This window comes from Kordiimonas sp. (assembly GCF_048264555.1).
Taxonomy (GTDB): domain Bacteria; phylum Pseudomonadota; class Alphaproteobacteria; order Sphingomonadales; family Kordiimonadaceae; genus Kordiimonas.
The window spans coordinates 444,419-468,229 of record NZ_JBLXCX010000003.1 but is presented as its reverse complement, the minus strand read 5'-3'; the positions used below and the strand labels follow the sequence as shown (position 1 = coordinate 468,229).

Here is a 23,811-nt window from a genome sequence, read left to right as displayed (position 1 = left end):
TAACAGCGTGGGGGTTTGGCAAGCCTCTTGGCGAACCTAGGGGCAAGTGGGGGCGAGCGCTGGGCAGTGACTAGATTTTGAGATCGCTGCTCAATGTGGCCATAACCTGCGCGCGGGCAGAGGCAAAGATGTCTTCGCCCTTCTCACGAACGTCGGAGGCGATGTTGTCCTGCTCGTCCAAGAGCTTGATAAAATGCGGGGACGATTCTTTTTCCCGAAGGATGGACTTAAGCTCACCTTCATCAAAGCGGGCATCATAGATGGTGGCAAGCATGGTACTCCAGCTCGCTGCATAAGTTACCTGAGCCTTCTTGATCGCGCGGATGACCGAGTCTTGCACATGCGTGAACCCATACCGTTTGATGGCGGCCTTCACGAAGGCATCGTCTTTCACGTCATGCAGCAGCAGAAGCGAAAGGTTTTTGCTGGCGCCTGAGAAGCGCACAAAATCAAACGCTGCGTCGGCGGGTGCCGCAATACGGCTCGTGGATGGCCGAGCAGTGAGGGATGCCAGAAGATCACTTTCACCAGCGCCACGCTCCGCCTGCGCCAGGTTGCCGGGCACGATGCTGGCGCCGGCAATAACGGGCGCTGTTGCTGTGCAGAAGGCAGCAAGGACGAGAGAAGCGGTCATGCGGCGAAGTGAAGGTGTCATCTATGGTTCCGAAACTGGTCAAAAAAACATCTGAAAAGCAGCTTCAGGATCACTCAAAAGGCATGTCACAAAGGCCGCTTACAGGCCCTCTTTATGAGGAAAAAGGTGACAAATCCGCCTTTTTCTGACACTGTCATAAAAAATTCACATGGCCTCATGCGAATCAGTCAATTTTTGGTAAAGCATTGAATCTAAATAGTAATATTTTGATGTCTCAGACCAAAAAAAATTAATCCAATAGCTTCAAAACGTTAAATCTCATTTGGGTCCATCTATTACGTGGTGGTACATTAATTTGTAACAAACGTGTCCATAATAGGAAGATTTGCCAAGAGGAGGCCAGTATGCGTTTTGGATCTTTCGGTGCAATTATCAGTGTTACAGTTTTGACCGCATGTGCGACCGCTGAGGCGCCACGATTCGCGGATGAGATGCAACCATCAGCCATTGACGGTTACGCAAAATCAGAACTGCAAGAAGGTGACTGGAGCAAAGCAGAACAAGCCCTGCTGGGTGCCGATGTCGCTGAAGAAGACCAGGTCTTCGCAAAACTTAATCTCGCGTTCGTATATTCAACAACAGGCCGCAAGGACCAGGCCGTTGCCATGTACCGCGAAATTCTGTCCGGTAACGACAACCCCTATGCGCTCCTGATGAATGGTGAGCCGCGCCGGGTTAAAACGATTGCCAAAACAGCGCTTGCCCGTCTGGGTGTTGAATAAGCGCTGAACGATGCCCCAGCCCATACCTTGGGCGGGGCACCTTTCCCTAAAACTGATCATGGGTCCGGGGAGCACCGTACCTGAGCCGGGAGGGCACATGTTAGCCCTCAGGCACCACGCACGGCTGTGTGCTGTGATGATGCGGTCTCTATCCCTGAGACTGTAGAACTATTGAAACCCCGTTTGGGCCTAAGAGGACGGCGGTTTCATTCCCACCTCTCCCGCCGCGTCTCACACACTGCGCGGGGGAGGTGGCTCCATCCGTTCCACTAATCGTCGTTTCTATTGACCGCGAGCGCCAATGCTTTCTAGGGTCAGCTTTGCTTTAGGTCAGCTTTGGAAGGAACGCGGTGTGCGCGACGTGAAGGCCACTCACTTCATAACAGCAGGTGTATTTCTGCTGCCGCTCATTGCGCTCGCTTTCTCTAGCGCGCCTGTGATGCTGTCGCTGGTGCTCTATGCCAACCTTTATGCCCTTGCGCTTTATGACTGGCACAGCTTCCGTCTGCCCAACATGCTGAACGCGTCGCTTCTTATCACCGGCTTCATGGCCACTTACGCGATTGGGGGCGATATGGTCAGCCACCTTATTGGTGCGGTGGCTGGTTTTGCCTTTGTTGTGTTCCTTGATATGGCCTACAGGCGGCTTCGCGGGCGGGCGGGTATCGGCATGGGGGATGCCAAATTTCTGGCTGGTGCCGGGGCATGGGCCGGGTGGGTGGGGTTACCACCAACACTCTTTATCGCGAGTATCGTCGGACTCGGCACAATCCTTATAAAATCGATTGCAGGAAAGCGTCATGAAAGCGCTGAACCGCTCCCCTTTGGGCCTTACCTCTGTTTGGGGCTGTGGCTTACTTGGTTGTATTTTAATCGTATAGATATGTAAAACACGGCAAAATTGCCACAAAACCCACCCGACAGCCCCAACTTCAGGGGCAAATCGTTATGTGACATCAATGGTCAAATAACTGCAAACAAACTGAAACACATCGGGATTACCGATCATTCCCCGTGAGCTGACAGAAATACGTCGGCCATTTCGCTTGCACCAATTTTTCAAGCGACATCTTAGGCGTCGTACGGGGAATACAATGACAAACCTTCAGATTTTAAAGAATACGCTTCTCGCAGCCGTAGCCTCACTGGCTCTGGTTGCTTGCGGTGACGATAGTACAGAGCTGGCCTCTCCGGGCAATCAGGGCCCGAACCCAGGCACAGGGAACCCAACGGATCCAACTGATCCAACCGATCCGACCGATCCAAGCGACGGTGAGTGCCCGACCGGCACAGAGACCGTATCGGTTGGTGATCAGGACCACTGCCGTCTTTCCGGCACGATCACTGAGGACCTCACGCTCACAGCGAATAATATCTATCAGCTCAGCGGCAAGGTAACGATCGGCGTGGATACAGGCGCTGACGGTTCAGCCGCTGCTGGTGATCCGGCAACACTTACAGTTGAAGCAGGCGCTCGCATCTACGGTGCGACCAACACTGACCTTCTGGTTATTGCGCGCGGCTCCAAAATCGAAGCTGTCGGCACACAGAGCGAGCCGATCATCTTCACCTCTGGCGCTGACCTCGGTTTCGCGGCTGACCTCGGCCTGACACCACGCGGTGGCCATTCAGGTTCTGCGCTCACCGAGCCTTTCACCTCTGAGTGGGGCGGCCTTATCCTCAACGGTAAAGCAACCATCAATACCTGTGACGGCGACGGCGTGTGTGAAGCCGAAGGCGAAGGTGACAGCGGCCTTTATGGCGGCAGCGACGACACCGACGACAGCGGCACCATCAAATATGTTCAGATCAAATACGCCGGTAACCCAATCACGGGGACGGACGAGCTGAACTCCCTCGCGCTTCAGGGCGTGGGCTCCGCGACCGAGCTTGACTATATCCACATCCACAACGGTGCGGATGACGGTATCGAATTCTTCGGTGGTACAGCACAGGTTAAACACCTTGTGATCACTGGTTCAGACGATGACGGATTTGACTGGACCCAAGGCTGGCGCGGTAAAGCCCAGCACGTGATCATCATGCAGAACCCGAACCAGCCTGCGTCTGACCAGGGCATTGAGGCTGATAACTTCGGTGACGGCAACGACTTCCTGCCACGCGCGAAGCCGATCCTGTCAAACTTCACCATCGTTGGCTCACAAAGCCAAGGCGGCGAGAGCGACATCGGCATGCTGCTGCGTGAAGGTACGGGCGCGAACATCTACAACACCGTTGTTTCCGACTTTGGTGACGCGTGTCTCGATATCGACCAGGACGCGACATTCGTGAACGCTGGTTCAAGCGCCACCAACCTTACAGGCAACCTGACGATTGAGAGCACGCTTCTCGATAGCGGTTGTGCTTCTGTCTTCAAAGACGACGGCAACAACTTTGATCTTGAGACGTATTTCACCAATCAGGACAACAACGTTGTTGGTACCACAACGCTTTCAAACGGCTTCATCAACGGCTCTGCTGAAAATGCGGTTGTTGGCACCGACGTAAGCGCGATTGATAGCTTCTTTGTTGCAACAGACTATGCGGGCGCTGTGAAAAGCTCCGACGCTAGCGATAACTGGACCCTTGGTTGGACCTATGGCCTGAACCCTGATCCAGAGTGCCCAACAGGTACGACTGAAAACGCAGACGGCCAGTGTGTACTGTCCGGCACCTACACAAGCGACCTTCGCCTTGTGTCTGGCCTCGACTATGTACTGGACGGCAAAGTAACCATCGGTGTTGACATGGGCCCAGACCCGGCTGCACCGCTTGCGGCAGGTGATGCGGCAACGCTGACCATTGAGCCTGGCGTTACAGTGATGGGTTCTGACCTTGAGAGCTATCTCGTTATCGCTCGCGGTTCGAAAATCAACTCGAACGGCACCAAAGACGCACCGGTTACCTTTACGGCAATCGACCCTGACACCCGCAACCTCGACACTGACACTTCCCTCTGGGGCGGTATCGTGATCAATGGCCGCGCCACCATCAACACCTGTAACGGTTCCGGTACATGTGAAGCTGAAGGCGAAGGCGATAGCGGTCTCTACGGCGGTGTTGATGACACCGACGACAGCGGCCAGATCTTCTACACCCGTGTTGTATATGCTGGTAACCCGATCACAGGGACAGACGAGCTGAACTCCATCGCGTTCCAAGGCGTGGGCTCAGGTACTGAAGTTGACTATGTCAACGTGCACAACGGCGCAGATGACGGCATCGAGTTCTTCGGCGGTACGGTAAACGCGAAACACCTCGTGATCACCGGCTCTGACGATGACAGCCTCGACTGGACACAAGGTTGGCGCGGTAAGGTTCAATACCTTGTTATCGTACAGAACCCGAACCAGCCTGCAACTGACCAGGGTATTGAAGCTGATAACTTCGGCGACGGTAACGACTTCCTGCCGCGCGCTCATCCACAAATCTCCAACGCCACGATCATTGGCGCAGGTGCTGCGGGTGGTGAGAGCGACATCGGGATCCTGCTTCGTGAAGGTACTGCGGGCAACATCTACAACACTGTTGTTGCTGACTTTGGTGACGCATGTCTCGATATCGACCAGGACGCTACGTTTACGGTATCCGGCACAAGCGCAACTGACCTGACCGGTGACCTGACCATGCAGTCCACCATGTTGGCAGAAAGCTGTGCAAGCACCTTCGCTGACGACGGCAACGTGTTTGATCTGGAAACTTGGTTCCTGAACCAGAGCAACAACTTCGTTGCAGCCCACACCCTGACAACGCAAAGCGGTGCTGCTTCTTACAAGAACTACATCAACGGTTCTACGGAAGCTGGCGCAACCGCAACGGATGTCACAGCGGTAGACAGCTTCTTCGATGCCACCACCCACATTGGTGCGGTATCGGGCGCCTCTGCTGACTGGGTGGCAGGCTGGACCGTCTGGCTGAACCAGTAATCAAAATCATGAGCCGCGGTGGGAGATTATCTCTCGCTGCGGCTCCCGTTTATGAAAATCCCATAAGCTGGATGTGAAAAATGAAATTGTCCCACAATAGTCTTAAAGGCTCTTTGATGGCCTCGACTTTCCTGGTTGCAGCACCTGCGCTTTTCGCAACAGGTGCCTTTGCACAGGAGAGTGATAATCAAGACAGTGGTGTAGAGGAAATCACCGTTCAGGGTCGGTATATCCCTGACGAAAAGCGGGCTACGTCAGAGATTGCAAACGTTATTGACGCGGATGCCTTCTCCCTTGCCGGTGACAGTGATGTCGCCGTTGCGTTGCAACGTGTACCGGGCCTGTCGCTGGTTGGCGGCAAATACGTATATGTACGCGGCCTTGGTGAGCGCTATTCCTCCACGCTTCTCAACAACTCGGGTATCCCGAGCCCGGAACCACTCAGGAAAGTTGTTCCGCTTGATATCTTCCCAACCGCGCTGATCGAATCCGTGCTGGTGCAGAAAACCTACTCGCCGGTTTACCCCGGTGAATTTGGGGGTGGTGTGATTGATCTGCGCACCAAAGCCGTACCGGATGACTTCGTTCTCGAGATCGGTATCGAAGGTAAATATAACTCTGAAGCGACCTTCAAAGGCGGCCTTAGCTATGACGGCACAAGCTCTGAAATCTTCGGCTTCGGTGGTTCACGCCGGAATATTCCTGACGAGATCCTCAAGGACGTAACGCTTGAGAGCCTGACGCCTGCTGAGCTTGAGGCGGCTGGCGAAGCCCTGCCCAATATCTGGTCCATCGACCGCGAGACGAACCTGCCGGGTGCGGGTATCGATTTTGTCTGGGGCAACCGCTATGACGTGGGTGATGAAAGCGCCTTCGGTTTCTTTACGGCCGTTACCTATGACGTGAACACCCGCCACCGTAACGGTGTTCGCCGCACGGTGACCACATCAAATGCGGGCCCGGTTATCCGGTCCAACTTCGCGCCGGAAGTATGTGGTTTTGAAGACTTCGAAGGCCGTGGCGGTGATGACTGTGGTGTGCGCCAAACCAATATGGACGTATCGCTGAACGGTATCCTGTCGCTTGGCTATGAGTTCAACAACAATCACTCGCTGAACCTCACGTCAACGGTTCTGCGCCAAAGCACCAAACGCTCTCTCATCGAGAAAGGTTTGTTCGCGCAGGAAGACTCGCTCCGCACCAAGTCATCGATCGACTGGATCGAAAGCCAGGTCTGGGCCAACCAGCTCAGCGGTGACCATGTGTTTGCGCTCTTTGGTGACAGCGATACCTTCCAGGATACAAGCATTGAGTGGCGGGCAAACTACTCTCGTTCTGACCGCGATGTACCGCTGCGCCGTGACACCGTTTATGAGTATAACGATGGCCTGGGTGAGCATCTGATCCTCGCCCGGACGGACGGTAACACCACCTCCTACAACGTGCTGGACGAAGAAACCAAAGAGTTTGGTTTTGACATTGAGCAGCCAATGTATGTGGCGGATATCCCTGTCGATATCCTCGGTGGTTTCACCTATGCAGACAAGGAACGTAGTTTTGGCCTCGTGCGCTATAACTTCGCCTTCCCGTCAGGTGTCAGCACAGACCTTCGCGGGCTCGTGCCCGAGATCATCTTCGGCCCGGTTAACATCGACCCGAACGGCATCCGCCTGACCGAGGTTTTTGACGCGTCTGACTTCTACACCGCAAGCTTTGAAAATATTCAGGGCTACCTTGGTGCAGACGTTGAACTGTCGCCAAAAATGCGGTTGGCCTTTGGTGTGCGCTATGAAGACAGCACGCAGATCGTTGATACGGTAGACCGGACGACGGACGAGGCGATCCAGGTAACGCAAAAGGGTGAATACTGGCTTCCTGCCGCAACCTTCACCTATGAAATCGTTGATAACATGCAGGTGCGTCTCGCATACAGCCAGACGATTGCTCGCCCTGACATGCGCGAGCTTTCCACGGCGCCGTTTATTGATGATGAACGTGGCCTGACAGTTCGCGGTAACCCGAACCTGCGTATCGCCGAGATCGACAACTATGATGCGCGGTTTGAGTGGTATTTCGCAGCCGGTGAAAGCCTCACCGTTGGTGCGTTCTATAAAGAGTTCACCAACCCGATCGAACAAAGCGCGCAGGCGCTTGGTGAAGGCCGTCTGATCACTTATGTGAACGGCGAATCTGCCAAGTTGAAAGGCGTTGAAGTCGAAGTCGAAAAAATCCTGTTCCTTCAGGATTGGTTCGGCTGGGACTGGCTCGGCAGCCGTGAAATGTTCATCAAGGCCAACGGGTCATACATCGACGGTGAAACCACAACCGCAGCGGCAGATCTGGGCATTGTCACTAACGCTGTGCGCAGCTTCCAGGGTCAGTCCGAATGGCTCGGAAACCTGCAGTTTGGCTGGCGGGATTATGACCGTGGTGAAAACCTTGCGCTCGTACTTAACTACACCGGCAAGCGTCTGTCGCTCCTTGGTGTGTTTGGTGCGCCGGATGAGTTTGAGAACCCACCTCTGATGCTCAATTTTGCTTACAGCAAAGAGTTTGATCTGGGCGGTAATGTGCTCGAGATGAAGCTTGAGGCAGAGAACCTGCTGGGTGACGAAATTCTCTACACACAGTTTGGTATCGCAACAGAGCAGTACGACCTTGGTCGCACCGTTTCGCTCGGTTTCAAATATAAATTCTAATCAGGCACCCGGGTGCCAGCGGCCCAACGCTTCGGCGTTGGGCCATAGAGTAAAAAGACAAGAATGAAAAACATAGTTGCTTCGATGTTTTCCGCGCTCAGGGGCGGGAATGAAAATGGAAAAGTCCGGCGGAAATCCGCTTCGGCTGCGGGCCCGCGTTTGGTCCGCATTGGTGTGTCTGCCAGCGAAATTTGCGCTGTGCTTCTGCTTGCCTATTTGGCTGTACAGTTCACCTATGCTGTGATGACCCCGGCACCAACGATGGTGCGCACGAGCAGCGGTTCGGCTGCAGCAAAGCCTGCACCGTCCAGCGACTATACTGTCCTCACCAGTTTTGACCCCTTCTACCGCGCGGTGGCTGACGCGCCAACTACCTCCAGCGAAGCGGCGCCGGAAAGCTCCCTCAAGATCGCGCTTTTTGGCGTGCGCGCGGACGGTGACGGTGGCGGCAGCGCCATCACATCGTCAGGCGATGCCCAGAAGCTTGTGAGGGTGGGGGAAGACCTGGCCCCCGGTGTCACGCTTCAGGCGGTGTATGCTGACCGGGTGGAGATTAGCCGGCGCGGCATCCGGGAGGCGGTCTACCTGCGCCCGAAAGCAAAGCGCGCCACAGTGGGGCAAAGTGTGGCGCACAACACCGCCACACCAAACAAACCTCAAAACGACATGATTGCCGAGCTTTCAGCGCTCAAATTTGAGCCTGTGCGCCGCTCCGGGCGCCTCGTGGGCTTCCGGGTGGGGGCTCAAGGCGATGCCGCACATATGGCACAGTTTAGCCTCACCCCGGATGACATCCTGATGGGCGTGAACGGTAGCCCGCTCACCTCCTTTGAACGCCTCGCTGAGCTGGCGGAAGAGCTTAAACACGCGACAGAACTGACCCTTGAGATCGAACGCAACGGTGCGCTCGTGACCGAACAGGTCGTGCTTAGGTAAATGAATTGGTCATGATGCAGAGAATTTTCAGAAATATCCTTTTGGTATCAGTGCTTATGCTTGCGGGGCTTCCCGCGTACGCACAGGATCACGTGCTGAACTATCGTGACGCTGACATCCGTGTGTTTATCGACGATATCGCAGCGCTGACCGGCCGCACCTTCATTATCGACCCTCGCGTGCGGGGCCAGGTGAATGTGGTGTCCTCTGAGCCTGTCTCAAGCGAAGGGGTGTTCCAGACCTTCTTATCCGCGCTGCGCGTGGGTGGTTTCGCTGTCGTAACGACCTCCTCGGGCGCGCTGAAGATCATCCCCGATGATCAGGTGGCGCAGGAAGCGGGCCCTGTGGGGGAAGACCGCGTGGGCGATCTGATGATCACCAAGGTGTTCACGCTCAAGTTCGCGGACCCATTGGCTGTGCAGGCCGCAGCCAAACCTTTTGTGTTTAAAAATGGCCGCACCTTTGCGCGCCGCGGTATGCCGCATATCATCGTGACCGACTATGCTGACAACCTTGAGCGTATCGAAAAGCTTATTAAAAGCATGGACATGGACAAGTCCGTCATCCGTACGCTGTCGCTTGAAAATACATCCGCGACCGAGATGGCGGAGATCACACTCTCGCTTTCAGCCCAACCGGGTTTTGAAGATAACACCTATCAGAACCTGTCTGTTATCCCGCTTGAGAGCAGCAATACGCTGATCCTCAAGGGGCAGGCGGAAGTGATCGAGATGTTCCTGCCGGTGATCCGCGATCTCGATAAAAACAATGCCTCACGCGGTGATTTGCGGGTGATTTACCTGAAGCATGCGAACGCAGACAAGCTTCTGCCTATGCTGGAAACCATCACCAACTCGATCAAGAAAACCGAGGGAAAGGCGCAGGCGGTGGGCGAGGTGACGGTCTCAGCTTACGCAGGGGCTAACGCGATCATCGTGAACGCAGCCCCTGAGATGCAGCAGAAAATCACCAGTGTTATCCGTATGTTGGACCTGCCACGGGCGCAGGTGCTGGTGGAAGCGATTGTGGTTGAAGTGTCTGAAGGGGCGGCGAAAAACCTCGGCGTTCAATATGTTCTGGCGGGTGGCGACAAGGACGGCATTCCGTTCACTGTTGCCAACTATTCAAACACTGCGCCCAATGTTCTGGCGGTAACCGGTGCACTTGTTGTGGACGGCAAAAACGGCTCATCCGGTGATGATGACGATGATAGTTCATCTTCTTCATCCACATCTGACCTCCTCAAAGCTGCGGCGGTAGACAGCCTGCTTGGCTTCAACGGTTTTGGCCTCGGGGTTGGCGGGCGCACCAAGGGCGGTGGGGTGTTTGGTGTGATCCTCAACGCGCTCGCGACCGATACAGGCAGCAATATCCTCTCTACACCCTCGATTGTAACGATGGATAACGAACCGGCAAGCTTCCTCTCTGGTCAGGAAATCCCGATTACAACGGGGGAGGCGCTCGGCAGCGCCAACTCAAACCCCTTCCGCACGGTGGACCGTAAAAACGTCGGCATCCAGCTTGAGGTGACCCCACAGGTGAACGAGGGGGATGAGATTCGCCTCGCGATCCGGCAGGAGATCTCATCCGTTGCGGGGCCTATCAACAATCAGTCCACAGACCTCATCACCAACAAGCGTGAGATCCAGACAACGGTGCGGGTCAAGGACGGCGAGATCGTTGTACTTGGTGGCCTTATCCAGCAGAACGAAACGACATCGGTCGATAAAGTACCGTTTCTGGGGGATATCCCACTTCTCGGTCGGGCCTTCCGCTCAGACAAGAAAAACGCATCCAAAACCAACCTGATGATTTTCCTTCGCCCCACCATTTTGCGCGGCAGCGAGGATATGAGCGCGGTTACAGCCCGCAAGTATGACTATATCCGCACGAAACAGGCCGGGGTGAAATCCCAGATGCCGATCGACCAGCTGGTGAATGAAGTCATGGGCGGCAATGCGCCCGCGCCTATCAATGCACCGCTTCCCATCTTTGACGAAGGCAGCCCGGAATAAGTGCGATGACGGAACGAGTTGATCCAGTCCTGAAATACAGTTTCGCCCGTGAGCACGGCTTTGCGCTTGTGCAGGCGGGCGGGGGCACAGCAACCGTTGCCATGCGTGATGGTGCGGACAGCCTGATGCTGGCTGAGGTGCGCCGTGTGCTTGCATGCCCTATTGCACTTGAGCATAAGTCAGCGCAGGACTTTGACGGCCTTCTCTCCAACCTATATGCGGCGGACGGCATTGGCGCGCACGCGGAAGATGACCTGCCGGTTGAAAGCCTTGATAGTGCGCTTGAAGGCATGCCGAAGGCGGCTGATCTGCTTGCCAATGATGACGACGCGCCGGTTATCCGCCTGATCAATGGCATGATGGCTGAGGCTGTGAAAACCAAAGCGTCAGACGTGCACCTCGAGCCGTTTGAAAACAAACTTTCGGTGCGCCTTCGTATTGACGGTGTGCTCGCGGAGGTCGCCAGCCTGTCCGCGCGGCTCGCGCCCTATATCGTTTCACGCATCAAGGTGATGGCGCGGCTCGATATCGCTGAAAAACGCATCCCGCAGGACGGCAGGCTTTCCCTCACCCTTGGGGATCGCACCTTCGATGTGCGGGTCTCAACGCTGCCGTCCCGGCATGGGGAACGTGTGGTGCTGCGCCTTCTTGATACGTCTCAGGCGCATCTGAGCCTTGAGGACCTTGGCATGCAACGCGCGGTGCATGACGGCCTTGTTGATGCGCTGGCGGAACCTAACGGCATTATCCTTGTCACCGGGCCAACGGGCTCCGGTAAAACTACCACGCTTTATGCGGGCCTCACGCTTCTTAACGACCAGTCCCGCAATATCATGACGGTGGAAGACCCGGTTGAATATGCGCTTGAAGGCGTAAGCCAGACGCAGGTGAACGCCAAGGTGGGCATGACGTTTGCGAACGGCCTGCGCGCTATCCTCCGGCAAGACCCGGACGTGGTGATGGTGGGTGAAATCCGCGATATGGAAACGGCGGAGATGGCCATTCAGGCCTCGCTTACCGGCCACCTTGTGCTCTCAACGGTGCATACCAACAGCGCGGTGGCGGCGATCACCCGGCTCCGCGACATGGGGGTGGAACCGTTCCTTCTGTCCTCAACCGTCAAGGCCATTCTGGCGCAGCGCCTGGTGCGTCGTCTCTGCCCGAGCTGTAAAAAACCAGCGGCAGATGAAGCGTTTATCCGTAAAGAGCTGGGTATCAAAAAGAAGGTTGAAGCAACTTTCTTCGAGCCTGTTGGTTGCCCTGACTGCGGCGGCAAGGGCTTCAAGGGCCGCATTGGCATTTATGAGCTTGTCCGTATGGATGAAACCCTGCGCCGTATGGTGCAGGAAGGCGCGGCGGAGCAGGATATTGAAGCTCATGCTTTCAGGAAGGCCAAAACGCTGGCCACCAGCGGGCAAGACCTTGTGCTTCAGGGCCTGACAACTGCGCAGGAAGTGATGCGGGTTTCCCGTGTGCAGGGGGCATCCGATGCTGGCGTTTGAGTATGAAGCGCTTGATAGCCGCGGCAAGGCAAAAAGCGGTGTTATCTCTGCCTCAAACGAGCGCGAAGCACGCGAGCGTCTGAAAGCCAACGCGCTTTTTGCAACAGCGCTTTCACCAGCGTCGCAAAAGAAAGCTGCCCGTAAGAAGGCGCTTTTCTCACAGCATGAGGTGATTGGTGGACGCGATCTAGCGTTGATCACCCGTCAGTTGGCGACGATGCTGAGCGCAGGCTCAACCGTGGAAGAAGCACTTGGCGCCATCGCGTCACAGGCAGAAAAACCGGCGCCCCGCCGTGTGCTGACCCGCGTGCGCTCAAGCGTGATGGAAGGCCGCAGGCTCAGTCAGGCCATGGCCGATGAGGCTGGCAGTTTTGACAACCTCTACCGGGCTATGGTCGCGGCTGGGGAGGCGTCTGGTGATCTCGCCCGTGTGCTCGAAAATGTGGCGGAGCATCGGGAGAAATCGCAGGAAACACGGTCAAAGGTGCAGTCCGCGCTGATATATCCCATCGTGCTTGCGGTTGTTGCAGTGTGCGTGGTCACCGCGCTGATGATCTTTGTTGTGCCCAAAGTGGTGAGCCAGTTTGAAAGCTTTGGCTCTGACCTGCCACTCCTCACCCAGATTGTGGTAGGTGTTTCTGATTTTCTGGTGGCTTATGGCGTCTGGCTATTTGGGGGGCTTGGGCTCGCGGTCTTTGCTTTTATTAGCGCGCTTCGCCTGCCCACCTTTCGGTTTTCGGTGCATTCAGTACTTCTGAAAACCCCCGTTATTGGGCGGCTTGTTCGTGCCGTGAATGCTGCGCGGTTCGCCCGGGCGCTGGGCACGTTGGTAGCGGGCGGCAGCCCGGTGCTCGAAAGCCTGATGGCCGCGCGGGAGACCGTGCGGAACGACCGCATGCGCCGCGCGCTTGACGGCGCTATTACCCAGATACGCGAAGGCATGGGCACATCTGCCGCGCTCAAGCAGGCGGGAGAGTTCCCAGCCATGCTCGCCTATATGGTGGCGGCAGGAGAGAAAAGCGGGCAACTGCCGCATATGTTGCACCGGGTGGCCGACTATCTGGATGCGGAGTTTGACGGTTTCACCAAAACCGCGCTCAGCCTTCTTGAACCCCTGATCGTAATTTTTATGGGCGGTATCGTTGGGGCCATCGTGCTCTCGATCATGCTGCCCATCCTCAAGCTCAACAGCTTGGTCCTTTCTTGATGGAGAAGAGCGATGAAAATGCGCTTTAAAAACTGGCTTAAAACACTGGCTGCTGAAAGCAGACGCGATGAAGGTTTCTCGCTTATCGAGCTGATGGTGGTGATCGTGATTATCGGCCTTCTGACCACTGTGGTGGTGGTGAATGTGCTGCCAAGCCAGGATCGTGCAATGGTAGAAAAGGCGCGGGCGGATATCCGCTTGCTTGAGCAGGCGGTTGAGATGTACCGCATGGACACTCTGAAATACCCGAGCCTTGAAGACGGTGTTGAAGCGCTGATGAAAGCACCAAAGGGTGCCGCAATGCGCAGCGAAGGGTACATCAAAACCCTGCCAAAAGACCCATGGGGTAACGCATACCAGTATCTGGTGCCTGGCGAGCATGGTGCGTTTGATATCTATTCGTTTGGTGCTGACGGTCGTTTGGGCGGTGAGGGCCTGAGCGCGGATATCGGCAACTGGGAATCCTGAGAGCAGTAACCAGCCATGAACCGCGTGCTTCAAAAAGATGATGGCTTCTCGCTTGTTGAGCTGATGGTGGTGATGGCCATCATGGGCTTGATGGCGGGTGCTGTCGTTTTTATGATGCCGTCACGCGATACGCGGCTTGAAGATGACCTGGAGCGCACAAAAACATATCTGACTGCCCTGTCGCGCAGCGCGATTGCAAATGGTCGTCCCCTCGGGGTGCGGTTTGAGGAACGCGGCTTTACGCCCTTTGTGCTTGAAGGCGGCGTGTGGCAGGCGCGGCCCTCAATGGTTGGACAGGGGGGCATGTGGGAGAACGTATCGCTCACCAGCGTCACCGTAGATGGCCAGAAGCTTGGGCGTGAATTGAGGCGAGATGCCATACGGCCACATGTGTGGCTGCTGCCTACCGGGGAAGTGGCTGCGTTTGATATCACGCTGATGGTGGATGGCAGGCAGGGCCATGTAAAAAGCGTGGGGAACGGCAGCTTTGAGGTCAGCGCCGATGACTAGGCTTCCACAATATGCGGCACGTGCGGACGCAGGGTTTTCCCTATTGGAGCTTCTCGTGGCTGTGGCGGTGCTTTCGCTCGCGGCTGTTACCATGATCGAACATCAAGCGGGTGGTGCACGCATGACGAGCCGTGTGCAAGTGCAGGCGCTGGCTGCCACTGTTGCGGAAAACCGCCTCGCACTTCTCAAAACCCAGGATGTGGCACCGCGCGCAGGCAGCAAAACGGGTGAGGAAGAACAGCTCGGCGTAACCTTTCGCTGGCGGGAGGAGGTCAGGGTGATCTCCGGCAGTGACATGCTCGCGCTCAATATTGTTGTAAGCCTTGAGAACTCTGAGGCACCCGTCGCCACGCTCACCGGGTTCAGGAGGGCGGAATGATGGCGGGCTTGGTACGGAAATACACCGGTGCTGACGCTGGTTTCTCCCTCGTTGAGACCATGGTTGCCATGCTGATTTTTGCGAGTGTGAGCGCGGCGGGTGTCGCTATCCTGATCAGCTTCAACAGCGGGCAACAGGCGCTGGCGACCGCAGACGATTTTATTGCGGATATGCAGATCAGCTCGTCCCTGTTGCGGGCGGATCTCGAGCATGCGTTGCCGCGTGCGAGCCGCGATGCATCCAGTGCCGTGCTGCCCGTGTTTGCGGGTGGCTTGCGGGGTGATCAGCTTGGCGTGCGGGAGGATGGCATCGTGCCGTTGCTGGCATTTGTACGTGGCGGTCATATGGCGGCGCTGGTGTCGGACACGGCACCGGCTGTGCAGCGGGTTGAATATGTGCTCAAGGATGGCGCGTTGGTGCGCCGGGCTTACGCGCGGCCAGATGCGACCGCAACAACACCGGTGGCTGAGCGCGTGGTGATGCGCGGCGTTACATCAGCCGAAGTGCGTTTCCGCAGCAGCGACACCTGGGTGATGGATTGGTATGGCCGCGCCGGGCAACCGAACAATATGCCGGGTGTTGTGGAAGTAAGCCTTGAGATTGAAGGCCGGGGCACGCTTAAGCGCCTCTATGCCGTAGGGGCTGGGTCATGAAGCGTCTTTTCCACCACATGCGGCACGATAAGGGGGCGGCGCTCGTAACCGTGTTGCTTCTTGTCTCAGTTATGAGTGTGGGGGCGGTTGCATCGTTTGAAAATCTTGGCTTCACGATCAAACGTACCACGGCGATAAAAATGCACCAACAAGCGCGGGAGTATGCGCTGGGCGGTGAGGTGATGGCCAAGCTGGCAGCGGAAGAAATGCACCGGGCGGACGCCAAGCTGATGGCGCTTTCTGGCGGCGGGCGTGGCCGTGCTATCAGCTATCCGATCGATGGCGGCGTGATTGAAGGTTTCATTGAGGATACCAGCAACTGTTTCAACGTGAACAGTTTGGTAACGGCAACGGGCGGCAGGCTCGTCGCGAATGAACAGGCAGGCGCGCGCTATGGTCGGCTTCTGGTAGCACTCGGCCTTTCCGCCTTTGAGGCGGAGCGGCTGACCGCAACGCTGACAGACTGGATCGACAGTGACAGCAGGCCAGGGCCGATGGGCGCGGAGGACTATGACTATGCGGCCCTCACGCCCGCCTATAGGGCAGCCAACACCTTGCTCGCGGATATCAGTGAACTTCGGCTCATAAAAGGCTATGAGGCGGAGGTGCGCGCGCTTGTCGAGCCACAGCTTTGCGCGCGGCCCACGACAGAGCCTGTACTTCTGAACGCCAACACCCTGACGCCGGAAAATGCGCCGCTTCTGGTCGCACTTGTTGGCACAGGCTTGGATATAGGCGCCGCACGGCGCATGATCGCAGAGCGGCCAGCAGGTGGTTACGCAGACAATGCGAGCTTCTGGGCGGAACGCGCATTTGAGGGCATGGCACTTGAGCAAAGCGTGCGGGCCCGTGTGGGGGTGAAACCACAAGCCTTTGATGCAAAAATTTCGGTTCAATATCATGATGCGCGGGTCGAGCTTGTCTCTCACCTCCTTGTTGGGGGGAATGGCAAAGCCACGGTTGCGGCCCGCGGGTTTGGAATAATCTTTTGAGCGATACTCTCCTAATAGAACTAAGTGTGGATGCACTTTCAGTGAAAGCAGCAGGCCTCGTGAGCCCTGACGGACAGTGGCTGCGGGATATAAGCGCTGATGATGTCGCTGGCCTGAAGGCTGAGGGTGTGGTTGCCGTGATATGTGGCACGGCTGTCTCGTCCTGGTCTATGCCCCTTCCGAAACTGCCGACGGCAAAACTCCTCAAAATCGTGCCGGGTCTTGCGGATGAAAAGCTCGCACGCAGCAGCGCGGATAATCACTTTGCGGTGTGGCCGGGTGAGGGTGAGGAAGCGCTTATTGCGGCAGTGTCGAACGACTATATGCAAGCGGTGCTTTCGACCCTTGAGGGGCTTGGGCTGGATGCGGCCTGTATTGTGCCGGATTATATGTTGTTGCCCGGCGAGGAGCAGGTGGTTGCCGTCAAGGCACCTGACGGGCTTGTGCGGGCGCGCCTGCCCTCCGGCGCGGGCTTTGCTGTTGAGGCTGACCTAGCAGCCCACATGTTGGGCGGCACTGAGGCCGCAGCTATTAGTTTAAGTGGCTGGAAAGCCGTTCTTGCGCGCGCGGCAGACACGAGCTTCAACCTGCGCCAGGGCGCGTTTGCAGGGCGCACGGACCTGGGTGCGCTGCTGTTCTTTTTCCGTCGTGCCGCAATGCTGACCCTATTGGCCTTCAGTGTGTATGTCGGCTTGCAGTACTATCAAACTGCGCGCGATAGCGCAGCCGCAGACGCGCTATATGCTGAGACGGAGGCGTTATTTAAAGCCAGTTTCCCTGAGGTCAGCCGCATTGCCAATATGCGGGCTCAGGCATGGCAGGAAGTATTAAAGCTGCGGCAGAAGAGCGGCGGGGAGTTTCTCAAGCTCTCTGATCTGCTGTTCACGGAAGCAAACGGCGCGGAAGGTACGCTTATTGAAGGCCTGCGGTTTGATAATGCACGGGGCGAATTGGCGGTGTCCATTTCCTTTGCGTCTTTTGCGGACGGTGAGGCCTTCAAGAAAAGCTTGTCTCGCCAAGGTGTGCAGGTGAGCGAAGGTGGCAGCCGACAGGAAGGCGCGCGCATTGTCACAGACCTTACACTGAGGAGTTTGTCATGAAGGACTATTGGGCAGGCCTGAGTGATCGGGAGCGGGGGCTGTTGCTCGGGTGCGGTGTGCTCGCGCTACTGGTTTTTGGCTGGTTGCTGATCATAAGGCCACTGGAGCACCAGCGTGCCAGCGCCGCGCGGGATTTGGCGGCGGCCCAAGAGCTTCATAAACTTGTCGCGGATGCCGCGGCAGAGGTGAAGCAGTTGCGCGCGGCAGATAACAGCAACAAGACGGTCGGAAGTGGTGAGCCTCTCCGTGTGGCAGTTGCGCTGGCGGCGCGGTCTGCCGGTGTTTCCATCAGCCGTATTCAACCAAGCGATGACGGTCTTCTTACCATCTGGGCGGATGATGTTGGCTCAGCCGCCTTTTACCGCTGGGTGACGACCCTCGCACAGGAACGGCAAATCACACCTGTGAAAGTATCGCTGCAGAAATCCGGCACCAGCGGGCGGCTTCGTGCCCAGCTTCAGTTTGAAGAGGCCCGGTAATGCTCAGCGTCAAACAGCTTTTCGCCATATTTTTGGTGGCTTTTGCGGTGCTTCTTTTTGCGCTTATGCCCGCGCGGGCCATGGCTGGTTGGGCGGGTCTTGATCAGTATATCCGTTATGAGCGCATAGAAGGCGGGCTCTCGCACGTACGCCTTGAAGGCGTAGAAGTGGGTGGTTTCCCTCTTGGTACAGTAACCATTGAGCCAGAACTTGATGCGCTCCTGCTGGGTAATCTGCATGGTTCTGTAGTATTGAGCGACATGGGGCGCAGCGGCCGCGCTGATGTGACGGCCTTGTCGGATACACAGATTCTGCTTGAGGACGCATCCCTTATAACGCCACTTGCGCTCACAGCAAAGGGCTGGCCCCTTTCTGGCGATGTGGCGCTTACCGCGCAGTCGCTGACGCTTGATGCGGGTCAGGGCTGTGTTGATGGTAACTTCGATATGCGCACGGATATGTTCAGCACAGCCGTTAGCGCTCTTGGGGGCGGTGATCTGATCCTTGCGGGCACAGGGCAGTGTGCGGATGGCCAAGTAAGTGCCAATCTAACAGGGGAAAACACGGCGGTTGCTCTTGATGTTACTTTTAAGCTCTCCCGCCAAGGGCGGGTGGTTGCTGATGTGACGCTGACACCGAAATCAGGGGGTGACAGCCAAGAAGCCTTGCAAACCATGTTGAACTTTGCTGGACTGCAGCGTCAAAAGGGCGGCAAGTGGGTTGGGCGCATTGAAGCGCCACTCTCGTTTTAGGATAGATTGTTTATGATGGTGCGGTTGGTTGTTGTTGGAATGGCGTTAATGCTGGCGGCGTGTGCGGGTAATGGCACAGGGCCGGTTGCGCGTCAAAACACGGTGGATGCCACCTCAATGCCGCGCCTTGGCGCTGACGAAGTTTTATCGCACATCAGCGCGCTTCCGGCACAGTCGCTCTCGACGGGGGAATGCGGCCTTTTCCTCTGGCTCAAACGAGATGATGCACCGCTGATCTTTTTCCAGCGGTCCAAATCTGAAACCGCACAGATGATCATTGATGGCGCACCGCTTGCGCTTGCACGTGTTGAGATGTCAGGCCCCATTGGTATGTCCTTCTTTGAGCGCCAAGGCTTCACGGCAGACGGTATGACGGTCAACCTGCGCATGCAGGTGGTGATGGACCAATCCATGCAAGGGGGGCTTAAGGTGCCCTCAGGCATTATCTCAATTGACCGGGCTGATGGCTGGTCTGCCGCGCTTCCTGCTGCAGGCGCTATCGGCTGCAAGTAAGGCAAAATCCACCCTATGGTCCGCTTGGGCTTGTCACCCTGCGATGCAGTCGTTAAAGGGGGATTAGCGCAGCCCTCTTAACGGAGCCGGTGGGATGAGTGACCTTGTTACCGATCTGGTAAGCGACCTTGTAACAGACCATGACGGTGATCTTGGTCGGGGGCCTACCATTGCATTTATAGGTGGGGGCAACATGGCGTCTGCCATCATTGGTGGCCTGGTGGCGCAAGATTTCCCTGCGGACGATATTATTGTCGCGAACCCCGGTGTTGGGCGGCGCCTGCAGCTTTCAGAAAAATTTGGTGTGCACACGACGGACAGTGTGGCCGAGGCTGTGTCCGAAGCCCTGGTGGTGGTGTTGGCGGTTAAGCCCGATGTGCTTGGCTCTGTGCTTGAAGAAATTGCGGCAGCGAAGGCCATCAAAGACAGGCTGTTCATATCTGTGGTGGCAGGCAAGCCACTGAAAGTGTTCGAGAAAATACTGGGTTCTGAGGCATCTATTGTACGCACCATGCCCAATACGCCCGCACTTGTTGGCTCTGGCGCGACAGGGCTTTATGCCAATAAAAACGTGAGCGACGCGCACCTGAGCACGGCAGTGGCCTTGATGTCAGCTGTTGGTATTTGTGTGCCGCTTGAAAAGGAAGCTGATCTTGATACGGTGACCGCGCTTTCTGGCACGGGCCCCGCCTATTTTTTCCTGCTGATGGAAGAGATGATCAAAACGGGGGAGCGCCTTGGACTTGACCGCGACGTGGCGCGGGCGCTTACGCTTCAAACAGCCCTTGGCGCGGCGGAACTGGCGGTTTCATCTGATGAAGGCCCGGAAACGCTCCGGCGCCGGGTAACCTCGCCGAACGGAACGACCGAACAGGCGATTGGCAGCTTGATGTCCAGTGGTTTTGGGCCGCTCATCGAGCAGGCGATCCGTAAAGCATGGCGGCGGGCGGCGGAGCTTGCGGGGTCTTAGGACGCCTTAAGGTGTGACCGTTAATGGAAATCCCTGCTTTTGGGTACCAGTCCTTTCACGTTTCGCGGGTGGCCGGGATATCGGTAGCTTGGCAGGCGCTGATCTCCCGCCGTGGGGCGCAAGGCTTCATCCGCGCCCATTGTGGGCAGTTTCATCTTGTCTTCAGAAAGCCGCAGCAGCTCAACGGACCTGTCCTCCAGCTCATTTGCGACAAGGTGAATAACACCGCTCTGGTTTTGTACCCTGCCGCGCACCAGCAACAAACGGCTACCCATCACAGCGGCCCGGGCTTTTTCAAAAACTTTCGCCCACACAACGATATTGGCGACCCCGCTTTCATCCTCAATGGTCATGAAAAGCACGCCTTTGGCGCTGCCGGGGCGCTGGCGTACCAGCACGAGACCCGCGGCGGACACCAGGGCGCCATCTTTCTGTTTGGCAAGGTCTGCGCAGTGTATGGCTCCCTCTTCATCAAAAAGGGTGCGCAAGAACGAGAGCGGGTGCGCCTTCAGAGAGAGCCGGAGCGTCTGATAGTCGTTTACCACATGCTCGGATAGCGACATTTCGGGCAGATGGGCCTTCTGTTCCACACCGCGGTCGCTGGCATCGGCGTGGGTGAAAAGCGGCAGGTTAGGAGTGTCATTAAGCGCGCGTACCTGCCAGAGCGCCGCGCGCCGGTCGAGGCTGCAGGAACGAAAGGCGTCAGCCTCCGCCAGTTTTTCAATTTGTGCAACCGGCAGACGGGTACGACTGTGCAGGTCTTCCACATCCGTGAATGGGCGAAGGCGACAGCCTTCAATAGTGAGGGCAGTTTCTTTATGCACGCCTTTTATCTGGCGCAGGCCCAGCCGTAACGCGAACTTCCATTTGCTGTCTGGTGCTGGCTCCAGAGTGCAATCCCAGTTGCTGAGGTTGATGTCTGCGGGGCGGACCTCCACCCCATGCTCGCGGGCATCACGCACAATTTGCGCAGGTGCGTAAAACCCCATGGGTTGAGAGTTGAGAAGCGTGCAGGCAAACACAGCCGGATAGTGACACTTGAGCCATGCGGAAGCATAAGCCAGCAAGGCAAAAGCCGCAGCGTGGCTTTCAGGGAAGCCATAGTCCGCGAACCCCTTGATCTGGTTGAAGCAGCGCTCGGTGAACTCCGGTGTGTAGCCACGGCTGAGCATGCCAGTGATGAATTTCTGCTCAAATTTATGGATTGTGCCGACGTTACGAAACGACGCCATCGCCCGCCGGAACTGGTCTGCCTCAAGCGGGGTGAACTTGGCGCCGATAATGGCAATCTTCATGGCTTGTTCCTGAAAAAGCGGAATGCCGTAGGTTTTGGCCAGTATGTCCCTAAGCTCGTTTGGGTCACCGTGCTCAGGTGCGGGGCTTGGAAATTCCACCGGTTCAAGCTCCTGCCTGCGCCTGAGGTACGGGTGCACCATATTGCCCTGGATTGGGCCGGGCCGCACAATCGCGACCTGTACAACAAGGTCATAAAACTTATTGGGCTTGAGCCGGGGCAGCATGCTCATCTGCGCGCGGCTTTCAATCTGGAAAACACCAATGGTGTCTGCCTTGTGCGTCATCTCATAAGTGGCCCTGTCATCCTGCGGGATATCATGCAGCGTGAGCGCCACACCATAATGGGTATTGAGCATTTCAAACGACTTGCGGATGCAGGTGAGCATGCCAAGCGAGAGGACATCCACTTTCAGGATATTGAGGGCGTCAAGGTCATCCTTGTTCCACTCGATCACCGTGCGGTCCTCCATCGCAGCATTCTGGATGGGAACAATCTCATGAAGCGGGCTCTCCGTGAGCACAAAGCCCCCAACATGCTGGGAAAGGTGACGGGGAAAGCCGATAAGTTCATGCGCGATGTTCAGCGTTTGCCTGAGGCGAGTATCATTAGGATCAAAACCCGCTTCAATCACACGCTCATCCGGTATTTCCTTGCCGTATGAGCCCCAGACGGTCCCCGTGAGCGCTGCAATCGTATCTTCCGATATGCCCATCACCTTGCCCACATCCCGCACGGCGCTACGCATGCGGTAAGTTATGGTAGTGGCGGCAAGGCCCGCACGGTGACGGCCGTATTTTTTGTAAATATGCTGGATTACTTCTTCCCGGCGTTCATGCTCAAAATCCACATCAATGTCTGGTGGTTCTGAGCGGGCTTCAGAGACAAAACGCTCAAACAACAGGTCCATGGCGATGGGGTCCACGTCGGTGATGCAAAGCGCATAACAGATGATGGAGTTGGCAGCCGAGCCTCGGCCCTGGCAGAGAATTTTCTGCGACCGGGCATAGGTGACAATGTCATGCACGGTCAGGAAATAAGGGGCATAGTCTTTGGTGGCGACGATGGCAAGCTCACGCTCCAGCGTTTCATGGGCGCGCGCCTGTGTATCTTTGGGCGATGTTTCATAGCGTTTCAGCAGCCCCGCCCGGGACAAGTTTTCCAGATGTTGTTGGGGGGTTATCCCCTCCGGCGTCTGCTCAAGCGGGTAATTATACATAAGCTCATTCAGCGAAAATGTGCAGGCTTCGGCAATCTCGAGCGTGTGGTTGAGTGCATGCTCGTATCCTTCAAAAAGACGGGCCATCTCGTGTGGCGGCTTTAGGAAACGTTCCGCGTTTGCGTCTGTCAGATATCCGGCGCTGTCAATACGCTGATGTTCCCGCACGCATGTAAGCACATCGGCCATGATGCGGCGTTCCGGCGTGTCATAATGCACATCACCTGTGGCCAGCAGCTTAACGCCTGTGTGGGTGGCGATATGGTCAAGCCATGCAATGCGCTCATTATCTTGCCCACGGTAGCTGTGGTTTGCTGTCAGATAGAGCGGGGCTGCCAGCCGTTCCTTCAGGTGCGGGATGAAGGTCGCCAGGTCATGTTTTGGCTCGGCCACCGGCACAGTTTCTGGCAGCAGCGCGAAAATCATACCTGTTGAGAAAGCACAGACATCATCAAGCCACAGGTGGCAACAGGCCTTGTCAGCCCGCCGGTTGCCGGTGGTTAAAAGCTCGGTTAACCGGGCGTAAGCTGCGCGGTCCGTCGGGTAGGCCAGCAGGGAGATGCCGTCTGGCGTGGCGTCTGCCTCTGGGCTCGTTGTTGTCTCGCGCATCAAATCCAGCCGCACGGCGGGGATGAATTTGAAGTTGAAATTGAAATCTTTTGCGCATTGATGTGCGCGCACAATACCGGCAAGCGTGTTGCGGTCTGTGACCGCGGCGGCTTTGATGCCAAGGCTATGTGCCCTGATCATCAAATCTTCAGGGTGGGATGCCCCGCGCAGAAAGCTGAAATTACTGGTGATCTGAAGTTCCGCATACATG

At 56.6% G+C, this 23,811-nt stretch carries 20 protein-coding genes; 18 read left to right on the top strand and 2 right to left on the bottom strand.

The window, feature by feature from the left end:
- Positions 1–70: 70 nt before the first annotated feature.
- A complete protein-coding gene (locus ACN0XZ_RS11845) occupies positions 71–655 on the bottom strand; it encodes a hypothetical protein (protein ID WP_417457977.1) in 585 nt (194 codons plus the stop codon).
- 344 nt (positions 656–999) lie between these two features.
- On the opposite strand from ACN0XZ_RS11845, the gene ACN0XZ_RS11840 reads away from it, so the two are divergent.
- The 18 genes from ACN0XZ_RS11840 (at position 1,000) to proC (ending at position 20,478) form a co-directional block, all read left to right on the top strand.
- Positions 1,000–1,377, top strand: a complete 378-nt coding sequence (locus ACN0XZ_RS11840; RefSeq protein WP_417457976.1) for a tetratricopeptide repeat protein — start codon at positions 1,000–1,002, stop codon at positions 1,375–1,377.
- A 352-nt stretch (positions 1,378–1,729) separates the two neighbouring features.
- Positions 1,730–2,266 carry a prepilin peptidase gene (locus tag ACN0XZ_RS11835; RefSeq protein WP_417457975.1) on the top strand — a complete coding sequence of 179 codons (537 nt, stop codon included), beginning with the start codon at positions 1,730–1,732 and terminating at the stop codon, positions 2,264–2,266.
- 205 nt (positions 2,267–2,471) lie between these two features.
- Positions 2,472–5,303, top strand: coding sequence for a hypothetical protein (locus ACN0XZ_RS11830; protein WP_417457974.1), 2,832 nt, complete (start codon positions 2,472–2,474; stop codon positions 5,301–5,303).
- An 80-nt stretch (positions 5,304–5,383) separates the two neighbouring features.
- Positions 5,384–8,002: a TonB-dependent receptor domain-containing protein gene (locus tag ACN0XZ_RS11825; RefSeq protein WP_417457972.1), complete on the top strand. Its 2,619-nt coding sequence runs from the start codon at positions 5,384–5,386 to the stop codon at positions 8,000–8,002.
- Between the two features lie 63 nt (positions 8,003–8,065).
- Positions 8,066–8,938: a type II secretion system protein N gene (locus tag ACN0XZ_RS11820; protein ID WP_417457971.1), complete on the top strand. Its 873-nt coding sequence runs from the start codon at positions 8,066–8,068 to the stop codon at positions 8,936–8,938.
- An 11-nt stretch (positions 8,939–8,949) separates the two neighbouring features.
- Positions 8,950–10,953, top strand: a complete 2,004-nt coding sequence (gspD, locus tag ACN0XZ_RS11815) for a type II secretion system secretin GspD (protein ID WP_417457970.1) — start codon at positions 8,950–8,952, stop codon at positions 10,951–10,953.
- Positions 10,954–10,958: 5 nt separating this feature from the next.
- Positions 10,959–12,455 (top strand): type II secretion system ATPase GspE, encoded by a 1,497-nt coding sequence (gene gspE, locus ACN0XZ_RS11810; protein WP_417457969.1) that lies wholly within the window; start codon positions 10,959–10,961, stop codon positions 12,453–12,455.
- Positions 12,442–13,662 (top strand): type II secretion system inner membrane protein GspF, encoded by a 1,221-nt coding sequence (gspF, locus tag ACN0XZ_RS11805; RefSeq protein WP_417457968.1) that lies wholly within the window; start codon positions 12,442–12,444, stop codon positions 13,660–13,662. The genes gspE and gspF overlap by 14 nt, the downstream gene beginning before the upstream one ends.
- Positions 13,663–13,674: 12 nt before the next feature.
- Complete coding sequence (gspG, locus tag ACN0XZ_RS11800; protein ID WP_417457966.1) at positions 13,675–14,130, top strand: type II secretion system major pseudopilin GspG; 456 nt, start codon at positions 13,675–13,677, stop codon at positions 14,128–14,130.
- A gap of 15 nt (positions 14,131–14,145) precedes the next feature.
- The gene (locus tag ACN0XZ_RS11795; protein ID WP_417457965.1) at positions 14,146–14,640 is read left to right on the top strand and encodes a prepilin-type N-terminal cleavage/methylation domain-containing protein; all 495 of its coding nucleotides are present in this window, start codon (positions 14,146–14,148) and stop codon (positions 14,638–14,640) included.
- Complete coding sequence (gspI, locus tag ACN0XZ_RS11790) at positions 14,633–15,019, top strand: type II secretion system minor pseudopilin GspI (protein ID WP_417457964.1); 387 nt, start codon at positions 14,633–14,635, stop codon at positions 15,017–15,019. The genes ACN0XZ_RS11795 and gspI overlap by 8 nt, the downstream gene beginning before the upstream one ends.
- Entirely contained in the window at positions 15,016–15,672 is a 657-nt protein-coding gene (gene gspJ / locus ACN0XZ_RS11785; RefSeq protein WP_417457963.1) for a type II secretion system minor pseudopilin GspJ, read from the top strand. Before gspI ends, gspJ begins: the two co-directional genes overlap by 4 nt.
- Positions 15,669–16,664 (top strand): type II secretion system minor pseudopilin GspK, encoded by a 996-nt coding sequence (gspK, locus tag ACN0XZ_RS11780; protein WP_417457961.1) that lies wholly within the window; start codon positions 15,669–15,671, stop codon positions 16,662–16,664. Before gspJ ends, gspK begins: the two co-directional genes overlap by 4 nt.
- On the top strand, positions 16,661–17,764 hold the full coding sequence (gene gspL, locus ACN0XZ_RS11775; RefSeq protein ID WP_417457960.1) for a type II secretion system protein GspL: 1,104 nt from the start codon (positions 16,661–16,663) through the stop codon (positions 17,762–17,764). Before gspK ends, gspL begins: the two co-directional genes overlap by 4 nt.
- Positions 17,761–18,243: a type II secretion system protein GspM gene (gene gspM, locus ACN0XZ_RS11770; protein WP_417457959.1), complete on the top strand. Its 483-nt coding sequence runs from the start codon at positions 17,761–17,763 to the stop codon at positions 18,241–18,243. The genes gspL and gspM overlap by 4 nt, the downstream gene beginning before the upstream one ends.
- A complete protein-coding gene (gspN, locus tag ACN0XZ_RS11765; protein WP_417457958.1) occupies positions 18,243–18,995 on the top strand; it encodes a type II secretion system protein N in 753 nt (250 codons plus the stop codon). The genes gspM and gspN overlap by 1 nt, the downstream gene beginning before the upstream one ends.
- A 12-nt stretch (positions 18,996–19,007) precedes the next feature.
- Complete coding sequence (locus ACN0XZ_RS11760) at positions 19,008–19,508, top strand: hypothetical protein (RefSeq protein WP_417457957.1); 501 nt, start codon at positions 19,008–19,010, stop codon at positions 19,506–19,508.
- A gap of 94 nt (positions 19,509–19,602) precedes the next feature.
- Positions 19,603–20,478 (top strand): pyrroline-5-carboxylate reductase, encoded by an 876-nt coding sequence (proC, locus tag ACN0XZ_RS11755; protein WP_417457956.1) that lies wholly within the window; start codon positions 19,603–19,605, stop codon positions 20,476–20,478.
- Positions 20,479–20,498: 20 nt separating this feature from the next.
- Here proC and ACN0XZ_RS11750 read toward each other — a convergent pair whose 3' ends face one another.
- A complete protein-coding gene (locus ACN0XZ_RS11750; RefSeq protein WP_417457955.1) occupies positions 20,499–23,810 on the bottom strand; it encodes an error-prone DNA polymerase in 3,312 nt (1,103 codons plus the stop codon).
- Between the last annotated feature and the right edge of the window lies 1 nt (position 23,811).

Coding starts and splice junctions, on each gene's coding strand:
- ACN0XZ_RS11845 (WP_417457977.1), bottom strand. CDS start 655: ATGACACCTTCACTTCGCCGCATGACCGCTTCTCTCGTCCTTGCTGCC.
- ACN0XZ_RS11840 (WP_417457976.1), top strand. CDS start 1,000: ATGCGTTTTGGATCTTTCGGTGCAATTATCAGTGTTACAGTTTTGACC.
- ACN0XZ_RS11830 (WP_417457974.1), top strand. CDS start 2,472: ATGACAAACCTTCAGATTTTAAAGAATACGCTTCTCGCAGCCGTAGCC.
- ACN0XZ_RS11825 (WP_417457972.1), top strand. CDS start 5,384: ATGAAATTGTCCCACAATAGTCTTAAAGGCTCTTTGATGGCCTCGACT.
- ACN0XZ_RS11820 (WP_417457971.1), top strand. CDS start 8,066: ATGAAAAACATAGTTGCTTCGATGTTTTCCGCGCTCAGGGGCGGGAAT.
- gspD (WP_417457970.1), top strand. CDS start 8,950: ATGATGCAGAGAATTTTCAGAAATATCCTTTTGGTATCAGTGCTTATG.
- gspE (WP_417457969.1), top strand. CDS start 10,959: ATGACGGAACGAGTTGATCCAGTCCTGAAATACAGTTTCGCCCGTGAG.
- gspF (WP_417457968.1), top strand. CDS start 12,442: ATGCTGGCGTTTGAGTATGAAGCGCTTGATAGCCGCGGCAAGGCAAAA.
- gspG (WP_417457966.1), top strand. CDS start 13,675: ATGAAAATGCGCTTTAAAAACTGGCTTAAAACACTGGCTGCTGAAAGC.
- ACN0XZ_RS11795 (WP_417457965.1), top strand. CDS start 14,146: ATGAACCGCGTGCTTCAAAAAGATGATGGCTTCTCGCTTGTTGAGCTG.
- gspI (WP_417457964.1), top strand. CDS start 14,633: ATGACTAGGCTTCCACAATATGCGGCACGTGCGGACGCAGGGTTTTCC.
- gspJ (WP_417457963.1), top strand. CDS start 15,016: ATGATGGCGGGCTTGGTACGGAAATACACCGGTGCTGACGCTGGTTTC.
- gspK (WP_417457961.1), top strand. CDS start 15,669: ATGAAGCGTCTTTTCCACCACATGCGGCACGATAAGGGGGCGGCGCTC.
- gspM (WP_417457959.1), top strand. CDS start 17,761: ATGAAGGACTATTGGGCAGGCCTGAGTGATCGGGAGCGGGGGCTGTTG.
- gspN (WP_417457958.1), top strand. CDS start 18,243: ATGCTCAGCGTCAAACAGCTTTTCGCCATATTTTTGGTGGCTTTTGCG.
- ACN0XZ_RS11760 (WP_417457957.1), top strand. CDS start 19,008: ATGATGGTGCGGTTGGTTGTTGTTGGAATGGCGTTAATGCTGGCGGCG.
- proC (WP_417457956.1), top strand. CDS start 19,603: ATGAGTGACCTTGTTACCGATCTGGTAAGCGACCTTGTAACAGACCAT.
- ACN0XZ_RS11750 (WP_417457955.1), bottom strand. CDS start 23,810: ATGTATGCGGAACTTCAGATCACCAGTAATTTCAGCTTTCTGCGCGGG.